We start from the raw sequence: 17,259 nt of genomic DNA on the forward strand, positions 1-17,259 counted from the left end.
GGTGTGGCAGCGGAGCACGGCCGTCACTCCTTGCCGGCGACGAGGACGGCGAACCCCACTCCGGGCAGCTCCGCGAAGGTGCGCATGCCGTCGATGAGCCCCAGCACCTCCTGCTCGTAGTCGCCCAGCGCCGAGATCCGCTCGGAGTTCGCCCGGACCCATGCGTCCACCACGGCGAGGGTCGGCGGGATCACCTGCTCGTAGATGTCCTCCACGTACCGGGTACGCAGCCCGGCGCGAGCGAAGAGTTGGGGATACTCGTCCAGGTACGGCGGCTGGGCCAGGTGGTAGTTCTGGTAGAGCTGTCTGACGAAGTCGTCACGCTCCTGATCGTCCACTCGTTGGAGCACCGGTTGCGCGACCACCAGCCGGCCGCCCGGCCGCAGGATCCCGGCGATCGCGTTGAGCACGCCGGCCTGGTCGGGTAGGTGCTCAAGCGACTCGATGGCGAGGACCGCGTCGAACGAGTTCTTGTCGTACGGCATGGACGTGGCGTCGACCAGCTCGAACCGTACGCGATCGGCGACCCCCGCGGCCGCCGCCCGCTCGGTGGCGATGTCGACCTGTGCGTGGCTGATGGTGATGCCGACGACCTCGACCGGGACGGTCTCGGCGAGCCGGACGGCGGGACGGCCGGTGCCGCAGCCGAGGTCGAGCACTCGCTGGCCGGGCCGAAGCGCCAGCCGTTCGATCAGCAGATCGGTCAGGTTGTCGGCCGCTTCCCGCATGCCGACGCCCTCGTGCCCGCCGTCCGGGAAGTACCCGAAGTGATGACTGTCGCCGAGCATGTCCTCGGACAGCACGGTGATCTTGTCATACATCTCCCCGACGCTCTCGCGGTCAGGGCGGTAGGAGTCGCTCACAGTGCTCCTTCTTCGGCGCGGTCGACCCAGGTCGCATACTGCTTGCGGAAACGCAGGAGGGCGTGGTCGTACCGGGTCGGGGTGGGCGCCGCGGTGTCGTCGGCGTTGCGGTAGATGGCGAGGTCTTCGCGGGTGCCCCACCAGTGGTGGGCGCGATAGGCGAGGTACACCAGCCGGTCCCGGGCCGGGTTGCCGGTACGGCGGACCAGCGACCAGCCGCGCATGTGAGTACGCCCCGGACCGACCGGCGTGACGCCGAGCAGCTCCTTCACCACCACCTCACCGTCCAGCAGGAAGGTGAGGCGTTGCCCCGCGGGCCAGCCGTCGACGAGGAGTTCGAACTTCTCGCTGCGCAGCCCGAGCGCGCGGATCGCGGCGGGCACCTGAAGGCCGGGGAACTCCAGCCGGGCTCCGGTCCAGGCGTCCTCGGGGATCGGCGGCCCGTTCTCGGCGGCCGCGGCCGGTTCCGGCAGCATGACCAGTTCCGGCGCACGATCGCACGCGACGCCGTGCAGGGCCATGAAGTGGTAATGGTCGAAGGCGTTCTCGAGGACCCGGCGCGGCGTCGCGGCGGTCGTGTGCGAGAAGCGGTAGGTGAGGTATTCGTTCCGGCGCTCGGTCAGCGCCGGGACCTCCGGCAGCGGGTAGGCCGGTTCGCCGCCGCCGTACCAGATCCAGAGGTAGCCGTACCGCTCGACGAGAGGATAGGCCCGCGGCTGTTTCATCGACTGCGAGAGCCGCGGCATGCCGGGCACCGACGCGCAGGCCCCGGTGGCGTCGAAGCGCCAGTGGTGGAACGCGCAACGCAGGCTGCCGTCGACCACCTTGCCGACCGCGAGGCTGGCGCCCAGGTGCGGACAGTGCCGCGGCATGATCGACGCCCGGCCGGTCCCGTCGCGCCAGGCGACCAGCTCACGGCCGAACAGATCGAGCTTCCGCGGCCCGCGGCGCAGCTCGGCAGCGGCCATGGCGAGATACCAGCCCGCGGCGAGCCGCATGTCGGTGCCCGGCTGCGACGGGGCCGTCCGGCGCGGTTGGTGCGAGATCGGGCTCGCCCCGGTCACGACCGGCTCCTGACCGGGACGGTCGCCGTCTCGACCTTGCCCACCCACGACTGGTAGTACCGGCGGAAGTGCGCAACGCCGTTGTCGTACGGGGTGCGCAGCGTTCCGGCGGTGGCCTCGGTCGTGTCGTAGATCGGGATGTCCTGCCGGGTTCCGGCGCGGCTCTGCCCGTAGAGCATGACGAGGTTGAAGAGCGTCCGCAGCCGACCGGTGCGCGGCGTGCCCGCCCAGCCGACCTGGGTGGTGACCCGTTCGGACACCGGCGTGATCGCCAGCAGCACCTTGAAGAATTCCTTGCCGTCGACGTAGCCGGTGAAGCGCTGGCCGCCGGGCCAACCGTCGACCAGCAGCTGAAAGGCGTCACCCGCCGCGAACGTCGCCGCTTTGGCCATCCCCCAGCGGGCGGGATCGCGTACCGGGTGCCCGGGTGTGGCGATGCCCTCGAACCAGGCGCCGAGCCAGGCGGGGGAATCGATCGGCGAGCCGTTGTCGGCGGCTTCCGACTGATCGCGCAGCATTCGGAACTCGGTGTGGTCCAGTGACAGGCCGTGCAACGTCTGGAAGTGGTAGTAATCGAACGCGTTCTCCAGCAACTGCCGGGCCGTGCCGGTGCTGCGGTCGGTGTAGCGGAAGCCGACGTAGCGATCCCGGTTCTCCGCGAGCGCGGGAAAGTCCGGCAGGCTGAACAGTGGCTCGGCGGTGCCGTACCAGACCCAGACGTAGCCGTAGCGTTCCACGGTCGGATAGGGCGTCAGCTTCGCGGTGGCCGGGATGCGTGTGGATCCGGGAATCCGCACGCAGGCGCCGGACCCGTCGAATCTCCAGCCGTGGAACGGGCAACGCAGGCCGACCTCGTCCACCTTGCCCAGTGCCAGGCTGACGCCCTGGTGGGGGCAGTAGCGCGGAGCCACGACGGCCCGGCCCGAACGTTCCCGCCACGCCACCAGATCACGGCCGAACAGTTGCAGGGCCACCGGGCGGTCGCGCAGGCGGGCGGTGGAGAGGCCCGCGTACCAACTGGCCGCCAGGTCCGCGGGCACGGGATCGGCGGCCGGCGCGGGCAGGGCCAGCCGGTCGGTATGCCTTCTGGTCATCTGCACGATCCCGTTCAGTTGGTGCGGGTGAGGATGAAGTCCGCGATGGCGCACAGTGGTTGAGCACCCGCGCCGAACAGCTCGACGTCCTGCTTCGCCGAGGCGACGAGCTCGGTGGCGCGACGGCGCGACTGGTCGAGGCCGAGCAGCCGGGGGAACGTCGCCTTGCGCTGCTTCTCGTCCTTGTGTGGCGTCTTGCCGAGCTCGTCCAGGGTCGACGTGACGTCCAGGATGTCGTCGATGATCTGGAAGGCCAGGCCGATCTTCATCCCGTACGACTCGGCGCGGCGGACCATCTCCTCGTCCGCGCCGGCCAGAACCGCGCCCGTCACCACGGCGGCGCTGAGCAGCGCGCCGGTCTTGCGGGTGTGCATGCTCTCCAGCGTCGCCAGGTCGACGTCCTCACGGTCGGCCATCTGGACGTCGATGACCTGGCCGCCGATCGCACCGTGGATGCCGATGGTGTGCAGCAGAGTGTGGATCACCCGCAGGACCCGGCTCGGCGGCGCGTCGGTGTGCAGGAGCACGTGCTCCAGCGAGTACGACAGCAGCGCGTCGCCGGCGAGCAGGGCCATGCCTTCGCCGAACACCTTGTGGTTGGTGGGGCGGCCGCGCCGGAAGTCGTCGTTGTCCATCGACGGCAGATCGTCGTGGATCAGCGTCGCGGTGTGCAGCATCTCCAGGGCAACCGCGGTCGGCATCGCCACCTCGGTGCTGCCGCCGCCGGCCGCACAGGCGGTGAGGCACAGGATCGGCCGGACCCGTTTACCGCCCGCCAGCAGCGAATATCTGATTGTCCGATACAGCTCGTCGGGCCCGCCGATCTGGATGGCCCGCTCGAGTTCCCGGTTGATGAGCTCACGCTGCGAGCGCAGGCGTGACGGCAAGTCAATCTGTTTCAACATTGACGTTCCCCCATGGGTGCAAAGCCGGTGCAACCGTACTCCGCTCGAAGCAACGAGTCAATGTTCATCTGTTATACATTGACTTTGCCCAGCGCTGGACGACGGTGTTAATGTAGCGCCAGGGTTGAATCACGGGGGTGAAGTTTTGATCAAAACAGCCGCCACCGCTCGGCGTCGAGGTCGAGAATAGACGGGCTGAGCTGGTAAAACAGCGAGGATCTGCGGCAGTCGACATTGCCGTGTCGACTCTTTGGCGGTGCTGCGGCGCCGCCATTTCCGTGTCGATCTTGGCATGCCGTCACCCGGCGCTGAACGGACATCCGCCAGGGTCGGCTGCGATTTCGCATTGATGTTAATTTGCTTTGACAACGATGAACAGGTCCGTTTGCATTCATCGCGCCCGTGTGGGCGCCACCGACGGTGGAGAAGTGAATGGCGATACCTGACGCCCCGCGGCGGATCCCCGTGATCGGGCATGCCGCGGCGCTGCTATCCGACCCGCTCGGCTACCTCTCCACCCTGCCGGCGCACGGCAACGTGCTACGCCTCACGCTCGGACCGGTGCGGATCGTGGTCGTCTGCGACCCGGAACTGACCCGCAGGGTCCTCGTCGACGACCGCACCTACGACAAGGGCGGCCCCTCCTTCGACTCCGGGCTCGAGGAGTTCGGCGACGGCCTCGCCTCCTGCCCGCACAGCCGGCACCGTCGCCGGCGGCGCCTCGCGCAACCCTCGTTCCACCACAGCCGCTACCCCGGATACGCCCGGGTGATGACGGGCCACATCGACACGGCGACCGCCGGCTGGCGGCCGGGCCAGGTCCTGGACGTCCGGGCCGAGATGGCGTCACTGTCGATGTCGATCGCCGTCGCGACGATGTTCTCGTCGTCGATGCCGGCCGACCGCCTCCGGCAGGCGGTCGGCGATCTGCAGACGCTCGTCAGCGGCATCCACCGCACCATGTTGCTGCCGCCCGTGCTGACCCGGCTGCCGCTGCCGGTCAACCAGCGCTACCGGAGGGCCGTCACCCGCCTGCGGCAGACGATCGGCGCCATCGTCGCCGAGCGCCGAGCCCACGCAGGCGACCACGACGACCTGCTGGCCAGCCTGCTCGCCGCCCGCGACGACCAGAGCGACACGCCGTCCTCGCTGACCGAGAACGAGGCGGTCGACGAGGTCATGACGTTCTTCGCCGCCGGATCCGAGACGATCGCCAACACCCTCGCCTGGTCGCTGTACCTGCTCTCGCAGGACGCCGACGTGCGGGCCCGGCAGCGTGCCGAGGTCGAGCAGGTCCTCACCGGCGATGTCGCGACGTTCGAGGACATCCCCAAGCTGGAGTTCACCACGCGGATCGTCACCGAGTCGCTGCGGCTCTACCCGCCGGCGTGGATCGTCACCCGAGCCGTCACCGCCGACACCGAGCTCGGCGGGCACCCGGTCCCGGCCGGCACGTTCGTCGCCTGGAGCCCGTACCTGCTTCAGCGCCGGGCCGATCTGTACGAGGAGCCCGACCGGTTCCGGCCCGACCGGTGGGACGCGACGCGCTGCCCGGCACCGCCGCGCAGCGCGTTCGTCAGCTTCGGCGGCGGTGCCCGCAAGTGCATCGGCGACCAGTTCAGCTACGTCGAGGCCACGCTCGCGCTGGCCACGATCACCCGCCGCTGGACCCTCGACCCCGTCCCCGGGGCCCGCGTCACCCCGGCCGCCTCGACGACGCTCTACCCGAAGAACCTCCGGATGCGGCTGGTCCGGGAGGCATCCTGATGGGGAACCGGGCGACGATGGCACGCGTACGGGAGCGGCTCCACACCGAGCACGCGGTGTTGTCCAAGTCGCGCGGCATCTTCCGGGAGTACGTGACCGAGCTGTACTACCCGGCGCAGGAGCTGACCCGATGGCAGCGGGCCCGGTGCGCCCCGCTGACGTTCCTCGTGGAATACCTGGTCTACCGGGTCGACGCCGTCGCCGAGGACAGCCGCGACCTCGACCTCGACGTGGCGGACAACCAGCACTACGACAAGCTGGTCCGCTACAAGTACAAGTTCGAGGCACTTCTTCGGCGCGCCCGCGCCCACAACGACGCGGTGGCCCGCCAGCTCGATCTCGGCGAGCGGTACGTACGCCTGGAGAACAAGGTGACCACGCACGGCGTCGCCGACCAGCAGCAGGTGCTCCGGCTCGCCGAGCTGCGCTCCTCCGACGTACGGCTGCTGCACGCCATGACGTTCGCAATCCTCCGCCGGCCGATCGACCAGGACCTTTTCGACCTGCTGTGGCCGGTGGAGGTGCTCGCCGACATCGGCAACGACCTCGAGCACTACACACAGGACGTGGCGAGCGGGCAGTTCAACACCTACGACGCGCTCGTACGCCTGCACGGCGACGCCGCGCCCGCGCGGCTGCGCGCCCAACTCGACCGGTACGAGGCGCTTTTCCACGAACGTCTCGACAGCTTCCCGGCAGCCCGGCGCGACCGCCTGGCCGTGCTCGGCACCCGCCGCTACCGGCAGCGCACCGCCCAGATTCCTCAGCCGATCCTCGAAAGGGCTCCATGACCTCGGACACCGTCGTCGTCACCGGCGTCATCTGTGTGATCTTCTGGCTGATCGCCTACGTGGGGATCATCTACCGCGGCTTCAAAGAACACACCTACGGAATGCCGATCGCGGCGCTGGCCACCAACCTGTGCTGGGAGGCCGCGTACGGATTCTTCATCAACCCCTTCGCCGACCACATCCACACGCTGAGCATCGTCTGGTTCCTCTTCGACCTGGTGATCGTCTGGCAGGTGTACCGGTACGGGCCCGCCGAGTTCGACCCGCCGGTACGCCGCTACCTGCGACCGGTGATGCTCCTCGCCATCGCGGCCGCGTACCCGGCGATGCATCTGGCCTTCCTCGAATTCAACGACCCGGACGGCGAGTACACCGGCTTCGGCATCAACGTGATGATGTCGATCCTGTTCATCACGATGCTGGTGCGCCGGGGCAGCAGCCGCGGCCAGTCGCTCTACATCGCGGTCGCCAAGTTCCTCGGCACGCTGTTCGCCTGGATCGCCACCGCGCTCACCGTGACGACCAGCGTCACCCAGCAGTGGCCGGACAGCCCGGCCTCCTTCGTCACCGACAGCGTGACGCACCAGGACTATCCGCTGACGCCCCTGGTCAACTACCTCTATCTGCTGGTCTTCATCGCCGACATCATCTACATCGTGATGCTACGGCGACGGCTCAAGGCCGAGGGCGTCCGGCCCTGGCGGCACTTCTGAGGAGGACGGACATGGCCTGGATCATGTTGCTCGGCGCCATCGCGTTCGAGGTGACCGGCACGTCGGCGCTCAAACACAGCGCCGGCTTCACCAAACTCGTGCCCACGATCGTTGTCGGCGTGGCGTATCTGCTGTCCTTCACGCTGCTCGCCCTGGCGGTCCGACACCTACAGGTGAGCGTCGCCTATGCGATCTGGTCCGGACTCGGCACCGCAGCGATAGCGGTCGTCGCCCGGCTCGCCTTCGGCGAAGCGCTGACGCCGGCGAAGGTCGCCGGTATCGCGCTGATCATCGCCGGTGTGGCGACCCTCAACCTCGCCGGCGCGGAGTGACCGGGTGCGTACCGCCGTGGTGGCGGTGGCCGAGTACGCCATCTACCTGGTCACCGTCGCATTCGCCGTGTCCTGCTGGCGCCTGCCCAAGCACTCCCGGCGCGTCATCGCCGTCCAGTTGCTGGTGGCCACGGCCGCCACCGCCGCCCTGGTCGGACTCGCCGCGCTCGCCTACCACCATCCCCGGCCGTTCGCCGACGGCCAGATGCAGCCGTGGTTCCCGCACGACCCCGACAGCGGTTTCCCGTCCGACCACACCACCGCGACCACGATGATGGCAGCGCTGCTGTGGCCGTACCGTCGGGCCGTCGCAGCGGCGCTGATGGCGGCCGCCGCGATGATCGGCGTGGCACGGGTTCTCGCGCACGTGCACTGGCCGGTCGACGTCGTGGCTGCGATCGGAATCGGCGTCGCCGGCGCGGCGCTGGGCTGGTGGCTCGGCGGGCTGATGATGCGACCACGCCGCCGGACACCGGCGGGGCCGTAGGAGGACGTCCGCTCGCTCAGGCAGATCGATCATGGTGTTGGCCGGACCGAGGCCGCTGGCGAGTCGGGGCTGTTGTGCGGCGATGTGAGATGAACTGACGCGGGATGCGTCGGAGACCGCGCGGTGCGTACAGTTTCGGGTCGGACGTGGGGTTGGGCCGGGTAGATCCGGCGCAGGAAACGGGATGAGACAGCGACGGCATGACGGCGTACAACACTACGGAAACCGGTCAGAACGGCATCGACCGCAGCCGGCTGGAGACCTGTCTCAGCGTCTTTGAGGCGTTGGAGGATCTGCCTTCCGATCATCCCGATGTGGTGCGGGTGCAGCGGGCTACCGCGAGGCTCTACAAGGTGATCAAGCAGCGGCGGCGTGAGGAGCGGCGGGACGCCATCGCGGCGGCCGACCGCCTGGTGACGGCGGCCACCGCCACCGGCGCCCCGGGCCGGATCGACGACGAGACCCAGGGCATCCCACTCACCTCCCCCACCGTGGGCACCACGGCCGGTCTCCTGCAGAATCCACGCGGCTGCTACGTCTGCAAGCAGCGCTACCGCGAGGTGGACGCGTTCTACCACCAGCTCTGCCCGTCCTGCGCCGCGCTCAACCGGGAGCGCCGCGACGCCCGCACCGACCTGACCGGCCGGCGCGCGCTGCTCACCGGCGGCCGAGCGAAGATCGGCATGTACATCGCACTGCGGCTGCTGCGCGACGGGGCGCACACCACGGTGACCACGCGGTTTCCGCACGACGCGGTCCGCCGGTTCGCCGCGATGCCGGACAGCGGGGATTGGCTGCACCGCCTGCGGATCGTCGGGATCGACCTGCGCGACCCGGCCCAGGTGATCGCGCTCGCAGACTCGGTCAGCGCCCAGGGACCACTCGACATCCTGATCAACAACGCTGCGCAGACGGTCCGCCGCACGGCCGAGGCGTACGCCCAACTCGTCGCCGCGGAGGCCGCGGCCCTGCCGGACGGCCCGCTGCCGGAGATCATCACCTTCGCCAAACCGGCCGGCCGAGGCGGTAGGGCGGGCAGCCTGACCGCCGCGCCGCAGTCTGCCGCGATCACCCCGCAGGCGCTCACCGCGCTGGCGCTGACCGGCGGCTCGGCCTCCCCGGAACGAATCGCCGCAGCCACCGCCATCGACGCCGGTGGTCTGGTGCCGGACCTCGACCCGGTCAACAGCTGGGTGCAGCGGGTGCACGAGGTGGACCCGGTGGAGCTGCTCGAAGTGCAGCTGTGCAACGTGACCGCGCCGTTCGTGCTGGTCAGCCGGCTACGACCGGCGATGGCCGCAGCAAAGGCCCGCCGCAAGTATGTGGTGAACGTGTCGGCGATGGAAGGGCAGTTCGGCCGCGGCTACAAGGGACCGGGGCACCCGCACACCAACATGGCCAAGGCCGCGCTGAACATGCTGACCCGGACCAGTGCCCAGGAAATGCTGACCGACGGCATCCTGATGACCAGCGTCGACACCGGCTGGATCACCGACGAGCGGCCCCACCCGACGAAGATGCGGCTGGCGGACGAAGGCTTCCACGCCCCGCTGGACCTGGTTGACGGCGCGGCGCGGGTCTACGACCCGATCGTCCGCGGCGAACAGGGCGAAGACCTCTACGGCTGCTTCCTGAAGGACTACTCGCCCTGCGCCTGGTGATCAGCGCGGCGCGCCCCGCCCCGCCGTCGGCCACCCAGGCCGACCGCGCCGGGCGGTGGCGCCCCCGGCGGCGGTACGACCGACGGTGTCGGCGCCCTCGTTCTCCAGCTCCAACGGGCGTCGCACCTGCGCGTCCTCTCTTTTAATGGGACCCTGGTGCGCCGGCCGGCGGGTGAGCCGCCGCTCGGTTGCATTGGGCCGGTCGCCCTGCAGGGCGGTCAGCTTGTGACCTCCGCAGGCTGACGTATGGTAGCCATTGCAGTACTCCAGGTGACGAGCTGGTCGAGGGTGCCGGCCAGCACGCGGTGTTGGTGGTCGCCGGGTTTGAATTCGCTGAAGTTGACGAAGTCGGTCATCAAGCCCAGCGACACCTGGGCGCTGACATGGGCGATCTGCAGAGCGCTGAGAATCGGCCGCAGTTGTTCCACCGCGCGCACACCGCCCTGAGCGCCGTAGGAGACGAACGCGGCGGCTTTGTTGTTCCACTCGCCGTACACCCGGTCGAGGGCGTTCTTCAGGGCGCCGGGAGCGGAGTGGTTGTATTCGGGCGTGACGATGACGTACCCGTCGTACTGCGCGACGATCCGCGCCCACGCCTTGGTGTGTTCATGGGTGTAGCGCCCACGGGCGGGCGGCACCGGTTCGTCGATCGCTGGCAGGTGGTGCTCGGCCAGGTCGATCAGGTCGAAGGTGGCGTCGGTTCGCCGGCTGCCCTGTTCGAGGACCCAGCGGGCGACGGCCTCGCCGTTGCGGCCGGGGCGCGTGCTGCCCAGGATGATCCCGATTTTGATCATGGTGTGTGCTCAGTCCTTCGTGAGGGTTTCGTCGGCGAGAAACGCGTCGATGACGGAAAGTGTCTCGTCGGGGGCTTCGCGCATGGGCAGGTGCCCGGCGTCGGGGATCAGCACGAACCGCGCGTTGGGCACGGCGTCGGCGTAGGCACGGCCGAAGCTGGCGCTGACCACAGGATCGGCTGGGGCGGCCAGGTCGGTGACGCTGCTCAGCTCATCGGGTCGCTGCGTGTCGCCCCAGCCGGGATGGGTCGGGGCCAGCACCCGGTGGCCTACCGACAGGTGGTCGAGCAGGGTGTCGATGCTGTCCGGGCCAGAGGCACCGTGCAGGACCAGCACGGCCTCACCGTGCCCGGCCTCGCGCACCGTGAGGTCCAGGCCGGGTCGGGGTCGCAGAACCGTGGCGGTGGGGGAAGCGTTCAAACGCGCGGGTCTCCTGTCTGGGAGGCCGGAGGTCAACGGTCACTGGGCGCGTGCGTACTCCGCGAACCGGTCGACGAGGCTCTGCGGGGCGTTGTCATTGAAGCAGATCTCGAGGTTGGTGGCGGCCCCCGCCGCGGCGTCCGCGCTGAGCGGGAACAGAGCCTGGAGGTGGCCCGCCGATCAGGATGTCGCCGCTGCCGAACCTCGATTCTTCGCTTGGTTGAGCGGTGAACGATCAGGTCCGGGCCGCGCCCCGGACCGCCTTGGCTCAGCTCAGCGCGTCCATCAGGGCGGTGACATAGGCATCCAGCCGCTCCTCCACGGCTCGCGTCGTCAGCTCTGTCCTGCCTGCCTCCCGCCATGGCTGCACCACCAACTGCACTTCTTCTGAGCACGCCAGCGCGTCCCGCACCTGCCAGTACAACCGCTCGCTCGCGGCCGCGGCCAGCACCCCGCCGGCCTCCTCATACGCCTGCGCGAACCGCAGACCCCACGCCGGGCCGTGCAGCAGCGCGAGATTGGTGGAGCAGTGCGCCACATCGAAATCCGCCGGGCCCCAGGAGGTCGCTGCCCAGTCGACAACGCCGGCGATCCGGGCACTTGCCGGCCCGGACATCGAGAAGCGGCGGTCTGGGGTTGTTGATCTAGAAGCCGAGCCGCAGGCCCGGCCCTGCGGCATGCGGGTCGCGCGTACCGCCGAGCCCGTCCGCCCTCGTGCCGCCGTCGCTGGTAGCGCGGTGCCGCTGCCACTGAAGCGGGCCGGTATTCTTGATCGGGACCGGACTGTACCCATATGTCCGCCATCCCGAGGGGTGACCATGCCCGATCACGCGTCCGGCCGCATCGACCTCGCACGCCTGCAGGAAGTGCTCGACGGACCGTGGGCCGAGGTTCGCAACGCGCACCGGAACCACCTCGACGAGCGCTTCCTCCCGGTGTACGGCGAGACCGGTGACCAGGCACGTGAGCGGATCAGCCGGCTGCTCACCGAACTCCCCGTCGAGTTGGGTATCGCGTCGGCCTTCCCCACCGAGTACGGCGGCAGATCCGACGTCGGCGGCTCGATCGTCGCCAGCGAGATGCTGGCGCAGGTCGACCTGTCGCTGATGGTCAAGGCGGGCGTGCAGTGGGGCCTGTTCGGCGGCGCAGTCGGGGCCCTCGGCACCCAGCGGCACCACGACGCCTATCTACGGGACATCGTCTCGGGCAAGATCTTCGGCTGCTTCGCGATGACCGAGACCGGCCACGGCTCCGACGTCCAGCAGCTACGCACCACCTGCGCGTACGACCCGCAGACGCAGACCTTCGACCTGCACACCCCGTACGAGGCGGCCCGCAAGGACTACATCGGCAACGCGGCCCGGGACGGGCGAATGGCGGTGGTCTTCGCGCAGCTGATCACCAACGGGCGGCGGCACGGCGTACACGCGTGGCTGGTTCCGATCCGCGACGCGCAGGGCAACCCGCTGCCCGGCGTGACCATCGGCGACGCCGGACCCAAGGCCGGCCTGCTCGGCGTCGACAACGGGCGACTCAGCTTCGACCACGTGCGAGTGCCGCGGGACATGCTGCTGGACCGGTACGGTCAGGTCGCGAAGGACGGGACGTACGCCAGCCCGATCGAGAACGACTCCCGGCGTTTCTTCACCATGCTCGGCACCCTGGTCCGCGGCCGGGTGAGCGTGGGCGGCGCCGCGTCGGCGGCCACCAAGTCGGCGCTGACCATCGCGGTGCGCTACGGCGACCTCCGCCGCCAGTTCGGCACGCCCGGCGCGGACCGGGAGGTGCTGCTCAACGACTACCTGGCCCACCAGCGCAAGCTGCTGCCCGCGCTGGCCACCACGTACGCGCTGCACTTCGCCCAGACTGAGCTGGTCGCCGCGCTGAGTGAGGTGCAGGGCGGCGACGGGCCGGTCGACGAGCGCCGGCAACGGGAGCTGGAGTCCCGGGCCGCCGGTCTCAAGGCCGCGCAGACCTGGCACGCGACCCGCACCATCCAGATGTGCCGCGAGGCGTGCGGCGGCGCCGGCTACCTCGCCGAGAACCGGCTACCCAGTCTCAAGGCCGACACCGACGTCTTCACCACGTTCGAGGGCGACAATACGGTGCTGCTGCAGCTGGTCGCCAAGGGGCTGCTCACCGGCTACCGCGACGAGTTCGGCTCGTTGGACGGTTGGGGGCGCGCTTCCTTCGTCGCCGAGCAGGTGCGCGAGATGGTGCTCGAGCGCACCGCCGCGCGGTCACTCATCGAGCGGCTGATCGGTGCCGTGCCCGGCCGCGACGAGGAGGTCGCCGTCACCGACCGCGGCTGGCAGCTCAAGGTTTTCGAGGACCGCGAGCGGCACCTGCTCGACGGCGCGGTCCGCCGCCTCCGCAACGGCGCGGCCACGAAGAAGGACCGTCCCTTCGACATCTTCAACGACGTTCAGGACCACGTCCTCGCCGTCGCCGCCGCGCACATCGACCGAGTCACCCTGGAGGCGTTCGTCGCCGGCATCGAGGACACCACGGACCCGGCGGTCCAGGCGCTGCTCTCCCGGGTCTGTGACCTGTACGCGCTCAGCGTCATCGAGGCGAACAAGGGATGGTTCCTGGAGCACGGCCGGCTCACACCGGCCCGCGCCAAGGCGATCACCGGCGTGGTGAACGGTCTGCTCAAAGAGCTGCGCCCGCACATGCGGACGCTCGTGGACGGCTTCGCCATCCCGGACACGTGGCTGCACTGCGCCGTACTGCGCGAGGAACCCCGCCGGCAGGAGGCCATGGCCGCCCACGACGCCGCCGGTGATCCGCAGGCAGTCCCGGCGTAGGCAGGAAGGCTCGTGTGTAGTGGCTGTCGGTCGAGGTGGTCCGTGGGGTCACCGACGCGGCCGGGTGGCGAGGGGTAGCCGTCGGGCGCGCGCCGAGCGGAGCCAGCACGAAGAGCGAATCTTCGATGAACGGGCGCTGACGGCAACAGCGTGGACCTCTTCGCCACCCTCGGCCGACCCCGGCGGGACCCCGGGTGGCACCCGCGTCTCCCCTGCGCCGCAGTGGCCGCCCGGTCGGCATACGGGCTGCGATCGGTGGCCTCGGTGACGGCAGGGCGGGACGCGTAAGCCCGGCACACGCTGCCGCCACCTGATCCGGTCGCCCGGCGGTCCTACCCCGGCAGCCAAGCCCGGAAGTACCAGCCGTTGTATTCGCTGTTGGGCAGGGTGCGGTACTCACAGTTGCTACTCACCTCACCCCGGTAGCTGGCATCGATGCGGTAGAGCTCGCACTCGTCGTAGGTGACGAAATAGCCGTTCCAATCGAATTGCACGGCGGCGGCCGGGGCCGGCTGGACGGCGAAGCTGACGGCTGCCGCGGTAGCGGCGACAACCGCGAGGCGGGCGAGCCGGCGGCGGAGCGGCTGGGGCATGGCGAGTCCTTCCCGAGTGATGGCGAACCTGCCCGGCCATCATAAATCCACGATCACCGATTGATGATCCACCATCCGGGCAGCCTGGACCCGCCAATATCGGGGGATGCCACCGTCACTGCCAGCCAGTCGCGCGGATCCAGCCAGGTAGGTGCCTAGCGTCTTTGAACGTTGATCGTGTAATCCGTCGGTTCTGAGGATGTGTCGGGCGAGGGGACCCCGATCGTCCGTTGCCACGGGACTGACTGACATCCGCTCAGTCCCATTCCCAGCGCAGCCCTATCACGCCCGGCGATACCCCGGTCCGCACGAAGTGCGTGTCGTGGTGCGGGCCGAGCGTCATCTCCTCGCACTCGTCGTCGGAGCCGGTGGCGGAGCGCCGGACGAACCGCCAGCAGCGCACCGGCAGGGCGGCCGGGTCGAACCGTACCTGCAGCACCGCCTGGTGAACCGGGAACCGGAACGCGCGGGAGTAACAGGTGCCGGGTACGCCGCTGGCGTCGGTGATGTGGTACCGGAGGATCTGCGTCTCGCCGACCCGCAGCATGCGGTCGAAGAGCAGTTCGGCAACGAGCAGACCGGCCTGAGGATCCCGGCGGATCCGGCCGAGCCGGCAGTTGTCCAGGGCGGTGAGTGACACCAACCCGATATCGCAGCCGGGATCGCCCTGGTAGATGGCGACATGCCGGTCGGTGTCCTGGTGCGCCGCCAGCACCTGGACGTGCTCGTACCGGCGGCTGTCCCGGCCGGCGCCGATCACGATGCTGTCGAAGGAACTGAGGATGTGCAGCCGGCCGTCCGGCCCGTCCAGGTCGTCGAGCAGCGCGGTGAGCGGCCCGGGCGCGTCGACCACGTCGGCGTACCGTCGCGCCCCAGGCGGCAGCCCGGCCGCCGGCCCGCGCGGTCGGGGCGGACCGAGCAGCACGATCAGTGAGTTTGCCGGTAGACCGAGGATCTCCTCCAGGGCGGTCACCGCCCGCAGTGAGGCGGGCCGTTCCGGCCGCCGACGCCCGGACTGCCAGTAGCTGAGCGTGCCGAGGCTGACGTGTACGCCGAGCTGGTCGAGTCGGTGCTGGATACGTTGCAGGGCCAGCCCGCGGGACTGGATCGCCGCGCGTAGCGCGACGTGGAAGGGACCGGACCGCAGTACGGCGGCAAGTTCGCGATCCATGGCGACTCCTGTGAATGTTCACAGACAAATACCGTGTCGGGCACCGAAGCGCAAGGCCATCGCGCAGCGACGTTCACCGCTGCGTCGAGCGGTGTTCACCGAGCTGCGGGGCGTTCCCACCCGGTCGTTGTGTGGCGCGGTGAACGGCTGCATCGTCAACGCGTCCCGTCCCTCACCGCTCGAGGAGCAAACAGATGAAACGCCCCGCTCCCTCCCGAAGAACACGACGGCCGGCGGCCCGGTGGGCTTCGGTCTGTCTGGCCGTAGTCGTCACGACGGCGGTCCTGCCCGGCGCCCCGATCTCCGCCGCCCCGATCTCGGCCGGGCCGGCCGCCGGGGAGAAAAGCCAGTCCTGGCAGGTCGCGGAGAGCCAGCTACGGCCGGCTGAGGAGAGCCAGCTGCGACAGGAGGTCGCCGCCCGCCTGGTGAACCAGCACGGCCAACGCGCGCTGGCGACCTACGGCCGCGCCGCCACCGACAGCGTCGCGACGATGGTCGAACCCAAGCGGTACGCGGCCAACCGCAACTGGGTGTTCGGCGGCGGCGTCATTCGGGTGCCGTCGGACGTCGAAGCCGCACCGGTGGCGCTGCTCTTCCTGGCACAGCGGCTCGGTGGCAGCTGGCAGGTGGCTCTGGAAGGCAGTCCCGAGTTCGCCGTCGCGGCCAGGCAGGCGCCGGTGCTGAGCCAGGCCGAGCGGGACCTGTTCGGCCGGACGTCGGCCGCCGCGGCCGGTACCGCCACCGGCCTGGCGCTGCCCTGGAAGCTCAACCAGGGTTGGGCGCACTGGGGTGTGCACGGCGATTCCGGGGAGTCGTACCCGTACAACTCGATCGACTTCTACGGCGGCGACGGGGACGTACGCGCGTCGCGGGCCGGGTACCTGTACCGGTTCTGCACCAACGCCCGCTGGCCGTACGTCAAGGTCGTCCACGACAACGGCTACACCACGGGCTACTACCACATCAGCAACCAGACGACGAAGGGCGAGGGGGCGTACGTCTCGGCCGGCGAGTACCTCGGCCGGATCGACGTGCAGTTGCCCTGCGGCGGCCGGGCCAACGGGGACCACGTGCACTGGACCCTTTGGCGGGGCAGCACGGCGGTCACCGTGGTCGACAAGACGATCGGCGGCTGGACCTGGTATTCCGGCAACGCCGCGTACCAGGGTTACGCGGAGCGCAACGGGCAGAAGGTGTACCGCAACTACTGCTGCCCCATCGTGAACTACGGCCCGGGTGACAGCAGCTACCCGACCGGCGTGGTGGAGACCGGCACGTTCAGCAACATCAACGTCAGATCCGGTCCGGGCGCCAACTACTCCGTCGTCGGTTCGGTGAACGACGGCGACGTCATCGAGATCGCCTGCACCGCGACGGGTGACTACGTGACCGGCCCATGGAACAACCGGACCAACCTGTGGAACCGGATGCCGTCCGGCGGATACCTCAGTGACGCGTTCGTCGACACCGGCACCGACGATCCGGTCGCCGGTACCTGTTCCTGACCCGGTGTCGGGGCGGCGACCCGTCCGGCCCGGCATGGCCCGGCTTGGCACCCACCGTCACCGCCACATGACAGCCCTCGACCGGTAGCACCACCGGAGGCGGCGCCGGACGCGGCACCGCCTCCGGGCGTCGTGGCTGCGCCGGCCCCACTCTGGCCGCCGCGGAACCAACCGAGCACCCGGTGCGGACACAGGCCCGGCTGCCGGCGTGACGCTGACCGACGTCGAGTTCCGCTACCCAGGCACCCCTGCCCCAGTGCTCCGGTCCGCCGGACTGACCGTCCGACCG

At 69.7% G+C, this 17,259-nt stretch carries 17 protein-coding genes; 8 read left to right on the forward strand and 9 right to left on the reverse strand.

Translation table 11 applies throughout. The features are described 5' to 3' along the window. Positions 1 to 23: 23 nt before the first annotated feature. From OG559_RS30440 to OG559_RS30455, 4 genes are read right to left on the reverse strand one after another with little or no spacing between them, the layout of a single operon-like run. On the reverse strand, positions 24 to 863 hold the full coding sequence (locus tag OG559_RS30440; protein WP_405110400.1) for an SAM-dependent methyltransferase: 840 nt from the start codon (positions 861 to 863) through the stop codon (positions 24 to 26). Continuing rightward, on the reverse strand, positions 860 to 1,927 hold the full coding sequence (locus tag OG559_RS30445) for an aromatic ring-hydroxylating dioxygenase subunit alpha (RefSeq protein WP_405110403.1): 1,068 nt from the start codon (positions 1,925 to 1,927) through the stop codon (positions 860 to 862). The genes OG559_RS30440 and OG559_RS30445 overlap by 4 nt, the downstream gene beginning before the upstream one ends. Then, entirely contained in the window at positions 1,924 to 3,021 is a 1,098-nt protein-coding gene (locus tag OG559_RS30450; protein WP_405110406.1) for a Rieske 2Fe-2S domain-containing protein, read from the reverse strand. Before OG559_RS30450 ends, OG559_RS30445 begins: the two co-directional genes overlap by 4 nt. 14 nt (positions 3,022 to 3,035) lie before the next feature. After that, entirely contained in the window at positions 3,036 to 3,926 is an 891-nt protein-coding gene (locus OG559_RS30455; RefSeq protein WP_405110409.1) for a polyprenyl synthetase family protein, read from the reverse strand. A gap of 432 nt (positions 3,927 to 4,358) precedes the next feature. Between OG559_RS30455 and OG559_RS30460 the strand changes: the two genes are divergently transcribed. From OG559_RS30460 to OG559_RS30485, 6 genes are all read left to right on the forward strand, one after another. Next, positions 4,359 to 5,693: a cytochrome P450 gene (locus OG559_RS30460; RefSeq protein ID WP_405110411.1), complete on the forward strand. Its 1,335-nt coding sequence runs from the start codon at positions 4,359 to 4,361 to the stop codon at positions 5,691 to 5,693. A 17-nt stretch (positions 5,694 to 5,710) separates the two neighbouring features. Next, complete coding sequence (locus tag OG559_RS30465; RefSeq protein ID WP_405110414.1) at positions 5,711 to 6,484, forward strand: hypothetical protein; 774 nt, start codon at positions 5,711 to 5,713, stop codon at positions 6,482 to 6,484. After that, the gene (locus OG559_RS30470) at positions 6,481 to 7,197 is read left to right on the forward strand and encodes a hypothetical protein (RefSeq protein WP_405110417.1); all 717 of its coding nucleotides are present in this window, start codon (positions 6,481 to 6,483) and stop codon (positions 7,195 to 7,197) included. The genes OG559_RS30465 and OG559_RS30470 overlap by 4 nt, the downstream gene beginning before the upstream one ends. Before the next feature lie 11 nt (positions 7,198 to 7,208). Then, positions 7,209 to 7,529, forward strand: coding sequence for a DMT family transporter (locus tag OG559_RS30475; protein ID WP_405110420.1), 321 nt, complete (start codon positions 7,209 to 7,211; stop codon positions 7,527 to 7,529). Between the two features lie 4 nt (positions 7,530 to 7,533). Beyond that, entirely contained in the window at positions 7,534 to 8,016 is a 483-nt protein-coding gene (locus OG559_RS30480; protein WP_405110422.1) for a phosphatase PAP2 family protein, read from the forward strand. A gap of 200 nt (positions 8,017 to 8,216) precedes the next feature. Then, positions 8,217 to 9,677 carry an SDR family NAD(P)-dependent oxidoreductase gene (locus tag OG559_RS30485; protein WP_405110425.1) on the forward strand — a complete coding sequence of 487 codons (1,461 nt, stop codon included), beginning with the start codon at positions 8,217 to 8,219 and terminating at the stop codon, positions 9,675 to 9,677. Between the two features lie 218 nt (positions 9,678 to 9,895). Here OG559_RS30485 and OG559_RS30490 read toward each other — a convergent pair whose 3' ends face one another. The 3 genes from OG559_RS30490 to OG559_RS30500 all read right to left on the reverse strand — a co-directional run bounded on the left by OG559_RS30490 (position 9,896) and on the right by OG559_RS30500 (position 11,570). Then, a complete protein-coding gene (locus tag OG559_RS30490) occupies positions 9,896 to 10,471 on the reverse strand; it encodes an NADPH-dependent FMN reductase (RefSeq protein ID WP_405110428.1) in 576 nt (191 codons plus the stop codon). Between the two features lie 9 nt (positions 10,472 to 10,480). After that, positions 10,481 to 10,807, reverse strand: coding sequence for an alpha/beta fold hydrolase (locus OG559_RS30495; RefSeq protein ID WP_405110430.1), 327 nt, complete (start codon positions 10,805 to 10,807; stop codon positions 10,481 to 10,483). Positions 10,808 to 11,159: 352 nt separating this feature from the next. After that, positions 11,160 to 11,570 carry a hypothetical protein gene (locus OG559_RS30500; RefSeq protein ID WP_405110433.1) on the reverse strand — a complete coding sequence of 137 codons (411 nt, stop codon included), beginning with the start codon at positions 11,568 to 11,570 and terminating at the stop codon, positions 11,160 to 11,162. 139 nt (positions 11,571 to 11,709) lie between these two features. Here OG559_RS30500 and OG559_RS30505 point away from each other — a divergent pair, with 139 nt between their 5' ends. Continuing rightward, positions 11,710 to 13,701 carry an acyl-CoA dehydrogenase gene (locus OG559_RS30505; RefSeq protein WP_405110436.1) on the forward strand — a complete coding sequence of 664 codons (1,992 nt, stop codon included), beginning with the start codon at positions 11,710 to 11,712 and terminating at the stop codon, positions 13,699 to 13,701. Between the two features lie 332 nt (positions 13,702 to 14,033). Here OG559_RS30505 and OG559_RS30510 read toward each other — a convergent pair whose 3' ends face one another. Together OG559_RS30510 and OG559_RS30515 are read right to left on the reverse strand one after the other, a co-directional pair. Continuing rightward, positions 14,034 to 14,294, reverse strand: a complete 261-nt coding sequence (locus OG559_RS30510; protein WP_405110439.1) for a hypothetical protein — start codon at positions 14,292 to 14,294, stop codon at positions 14,034 to 14,036. Positions 14,295 to 14,550: 256 nt separating this feature from the next. Next, positions 14,551 to 15,465: a hypothetical protein gene (locus OG559_RS30515; RefSeq protein WP_405110442.1), complete on the reverse strand. Its 915-nt coding sequence runs from the start codon at positions 15,463 to 15,465 to the stop codon at positions 14,551 to 14,553. 194 nt (positions 15,466 to 15,659) lie between these two features. Between OG559_RS30515 and OG559_RS30520 the strand changes: the two genes are divergently transcribed. After that, complete coding sequence (locus OG559_RS30520) at positions 15,660 to 16,970, forward strand: peptidoglycan DD-metalloendopeptidase family protein (protein WP_405110445.1); 1,311 nt, start codon at positions 15,660 to 15,662, stop codon at positions 16,968 to 16,970. The last annotated feature ends 289 nt before the right edge of the window (positions 16,971 to 17,259 follow it).

Source organism: Micromonospora sp. NBC_01405, from assembly GCF_045040155.1.
Taxonomy (GTDB): Bacteria; Actinomycetota; Actinomycetes; order Mycobacteriales; family Micromonosporaceae; genus Micromonospora.

What these genes read in the sequence shown, in the direction of transcription:
- OG559_RS30450 (WP_405110406.1), bottom strand. Translation starts at nt 3,021, where the DNA reads ATGACCAGAAGGCATACCGACCGGCTGGCCCTGCCCGCGCCGGCCGCC.
- OG559_RS30455 (WP_405110409.1), bottom strand. Translation starts at nt 3,926, where the DNA reads ATGTTGAAACAGATTGACTTGCCGTCACGCCTGCGCTCGCAGCGTGAG.
- OG559_RS30460 (WP_405110411.1), top strand. Translation starts at nt 4,359, where the DNA reads ATGGCGATACCTGACGCCCCGCGGCGGATCCCCGTGATCGGGCATGCC.
- OG559_RS30465 (WP_405110414.1), top strand. Translation starts at nt 5,711, where the DNA reads ATGGCACGCGTACGGGAGCGGCTCCACACCGAGCACGCGGTGTTGTCC.
- OG559_RS30470 (WP_405110417.1), top strand. Translation starts at nt 6,481, where the DNA reads ATGACCTCGGACACCGTCGTCGTCACCGGCGTCATCTGTGTGATCTTC.
- OG559_RS30475 (WP_405110420.1), top strand. Translation starts at nt 7,209, where the DNA reads ATGGCCTGGATCATGTTGCTCGGCGCCATCGCGTTCGAGGTGACCGGC.
- OG559_RS30485 (WP_405110425.1), top strand. Translation starts at nt 8,217, where the DNA reads ATGACGGCGTACAACACTACGGAAACCGGTCAGAACGGCATCGACCGC.
- OG559_RS30490 (WP_405110428.1), bottom strand. Translation starts at nt 10,471, where the DNA reads ATGATCAAAATCGGGATCATCCTGGGCAGCACGCGCCCCGGCCGCAAC.
- OG559_RS30500 (WP_405110433.1), bottom strand. Translation starts at nt 11,570, where the DNA reads ATGCCGCAGGGCCGGGCCTGCGGCTCGGCTTCTAGATCAACAACCCCA.
- OG559_RS30505 (WP_405110436.1), top strand. Translation starts at nt 11,710, where the DNA reads ATGCCCGATCACGCGTCCGGCCGCATCGACCTCGCACGCCTGCAGGAA.
- OG559_RS30510 (WP_405110439.1), bottom strand. Translation starts at nt 14,294, where the DNA reads ATGCCCCAGCCGCTCCGCCGCCGGCTCGCCCGCCTCGCGGTTGTCGCC.
- OG559_RS30515 (WP_405110442.1), bottom strand. Translation starts at nt 15,465, where the DNA reads ATGGATCGCGAACTTGCCGCCGTACTGCGGTCCGGTCCCTTCCACGTC.
- OG559_RS30520 (WP_405110445.1), top strand. Translation starts at nt 15,660, where the DNA reads ATGAAACGCCCCGCTCCCTCCCGAAGAACACGACGGCCGGCGGCCCGG.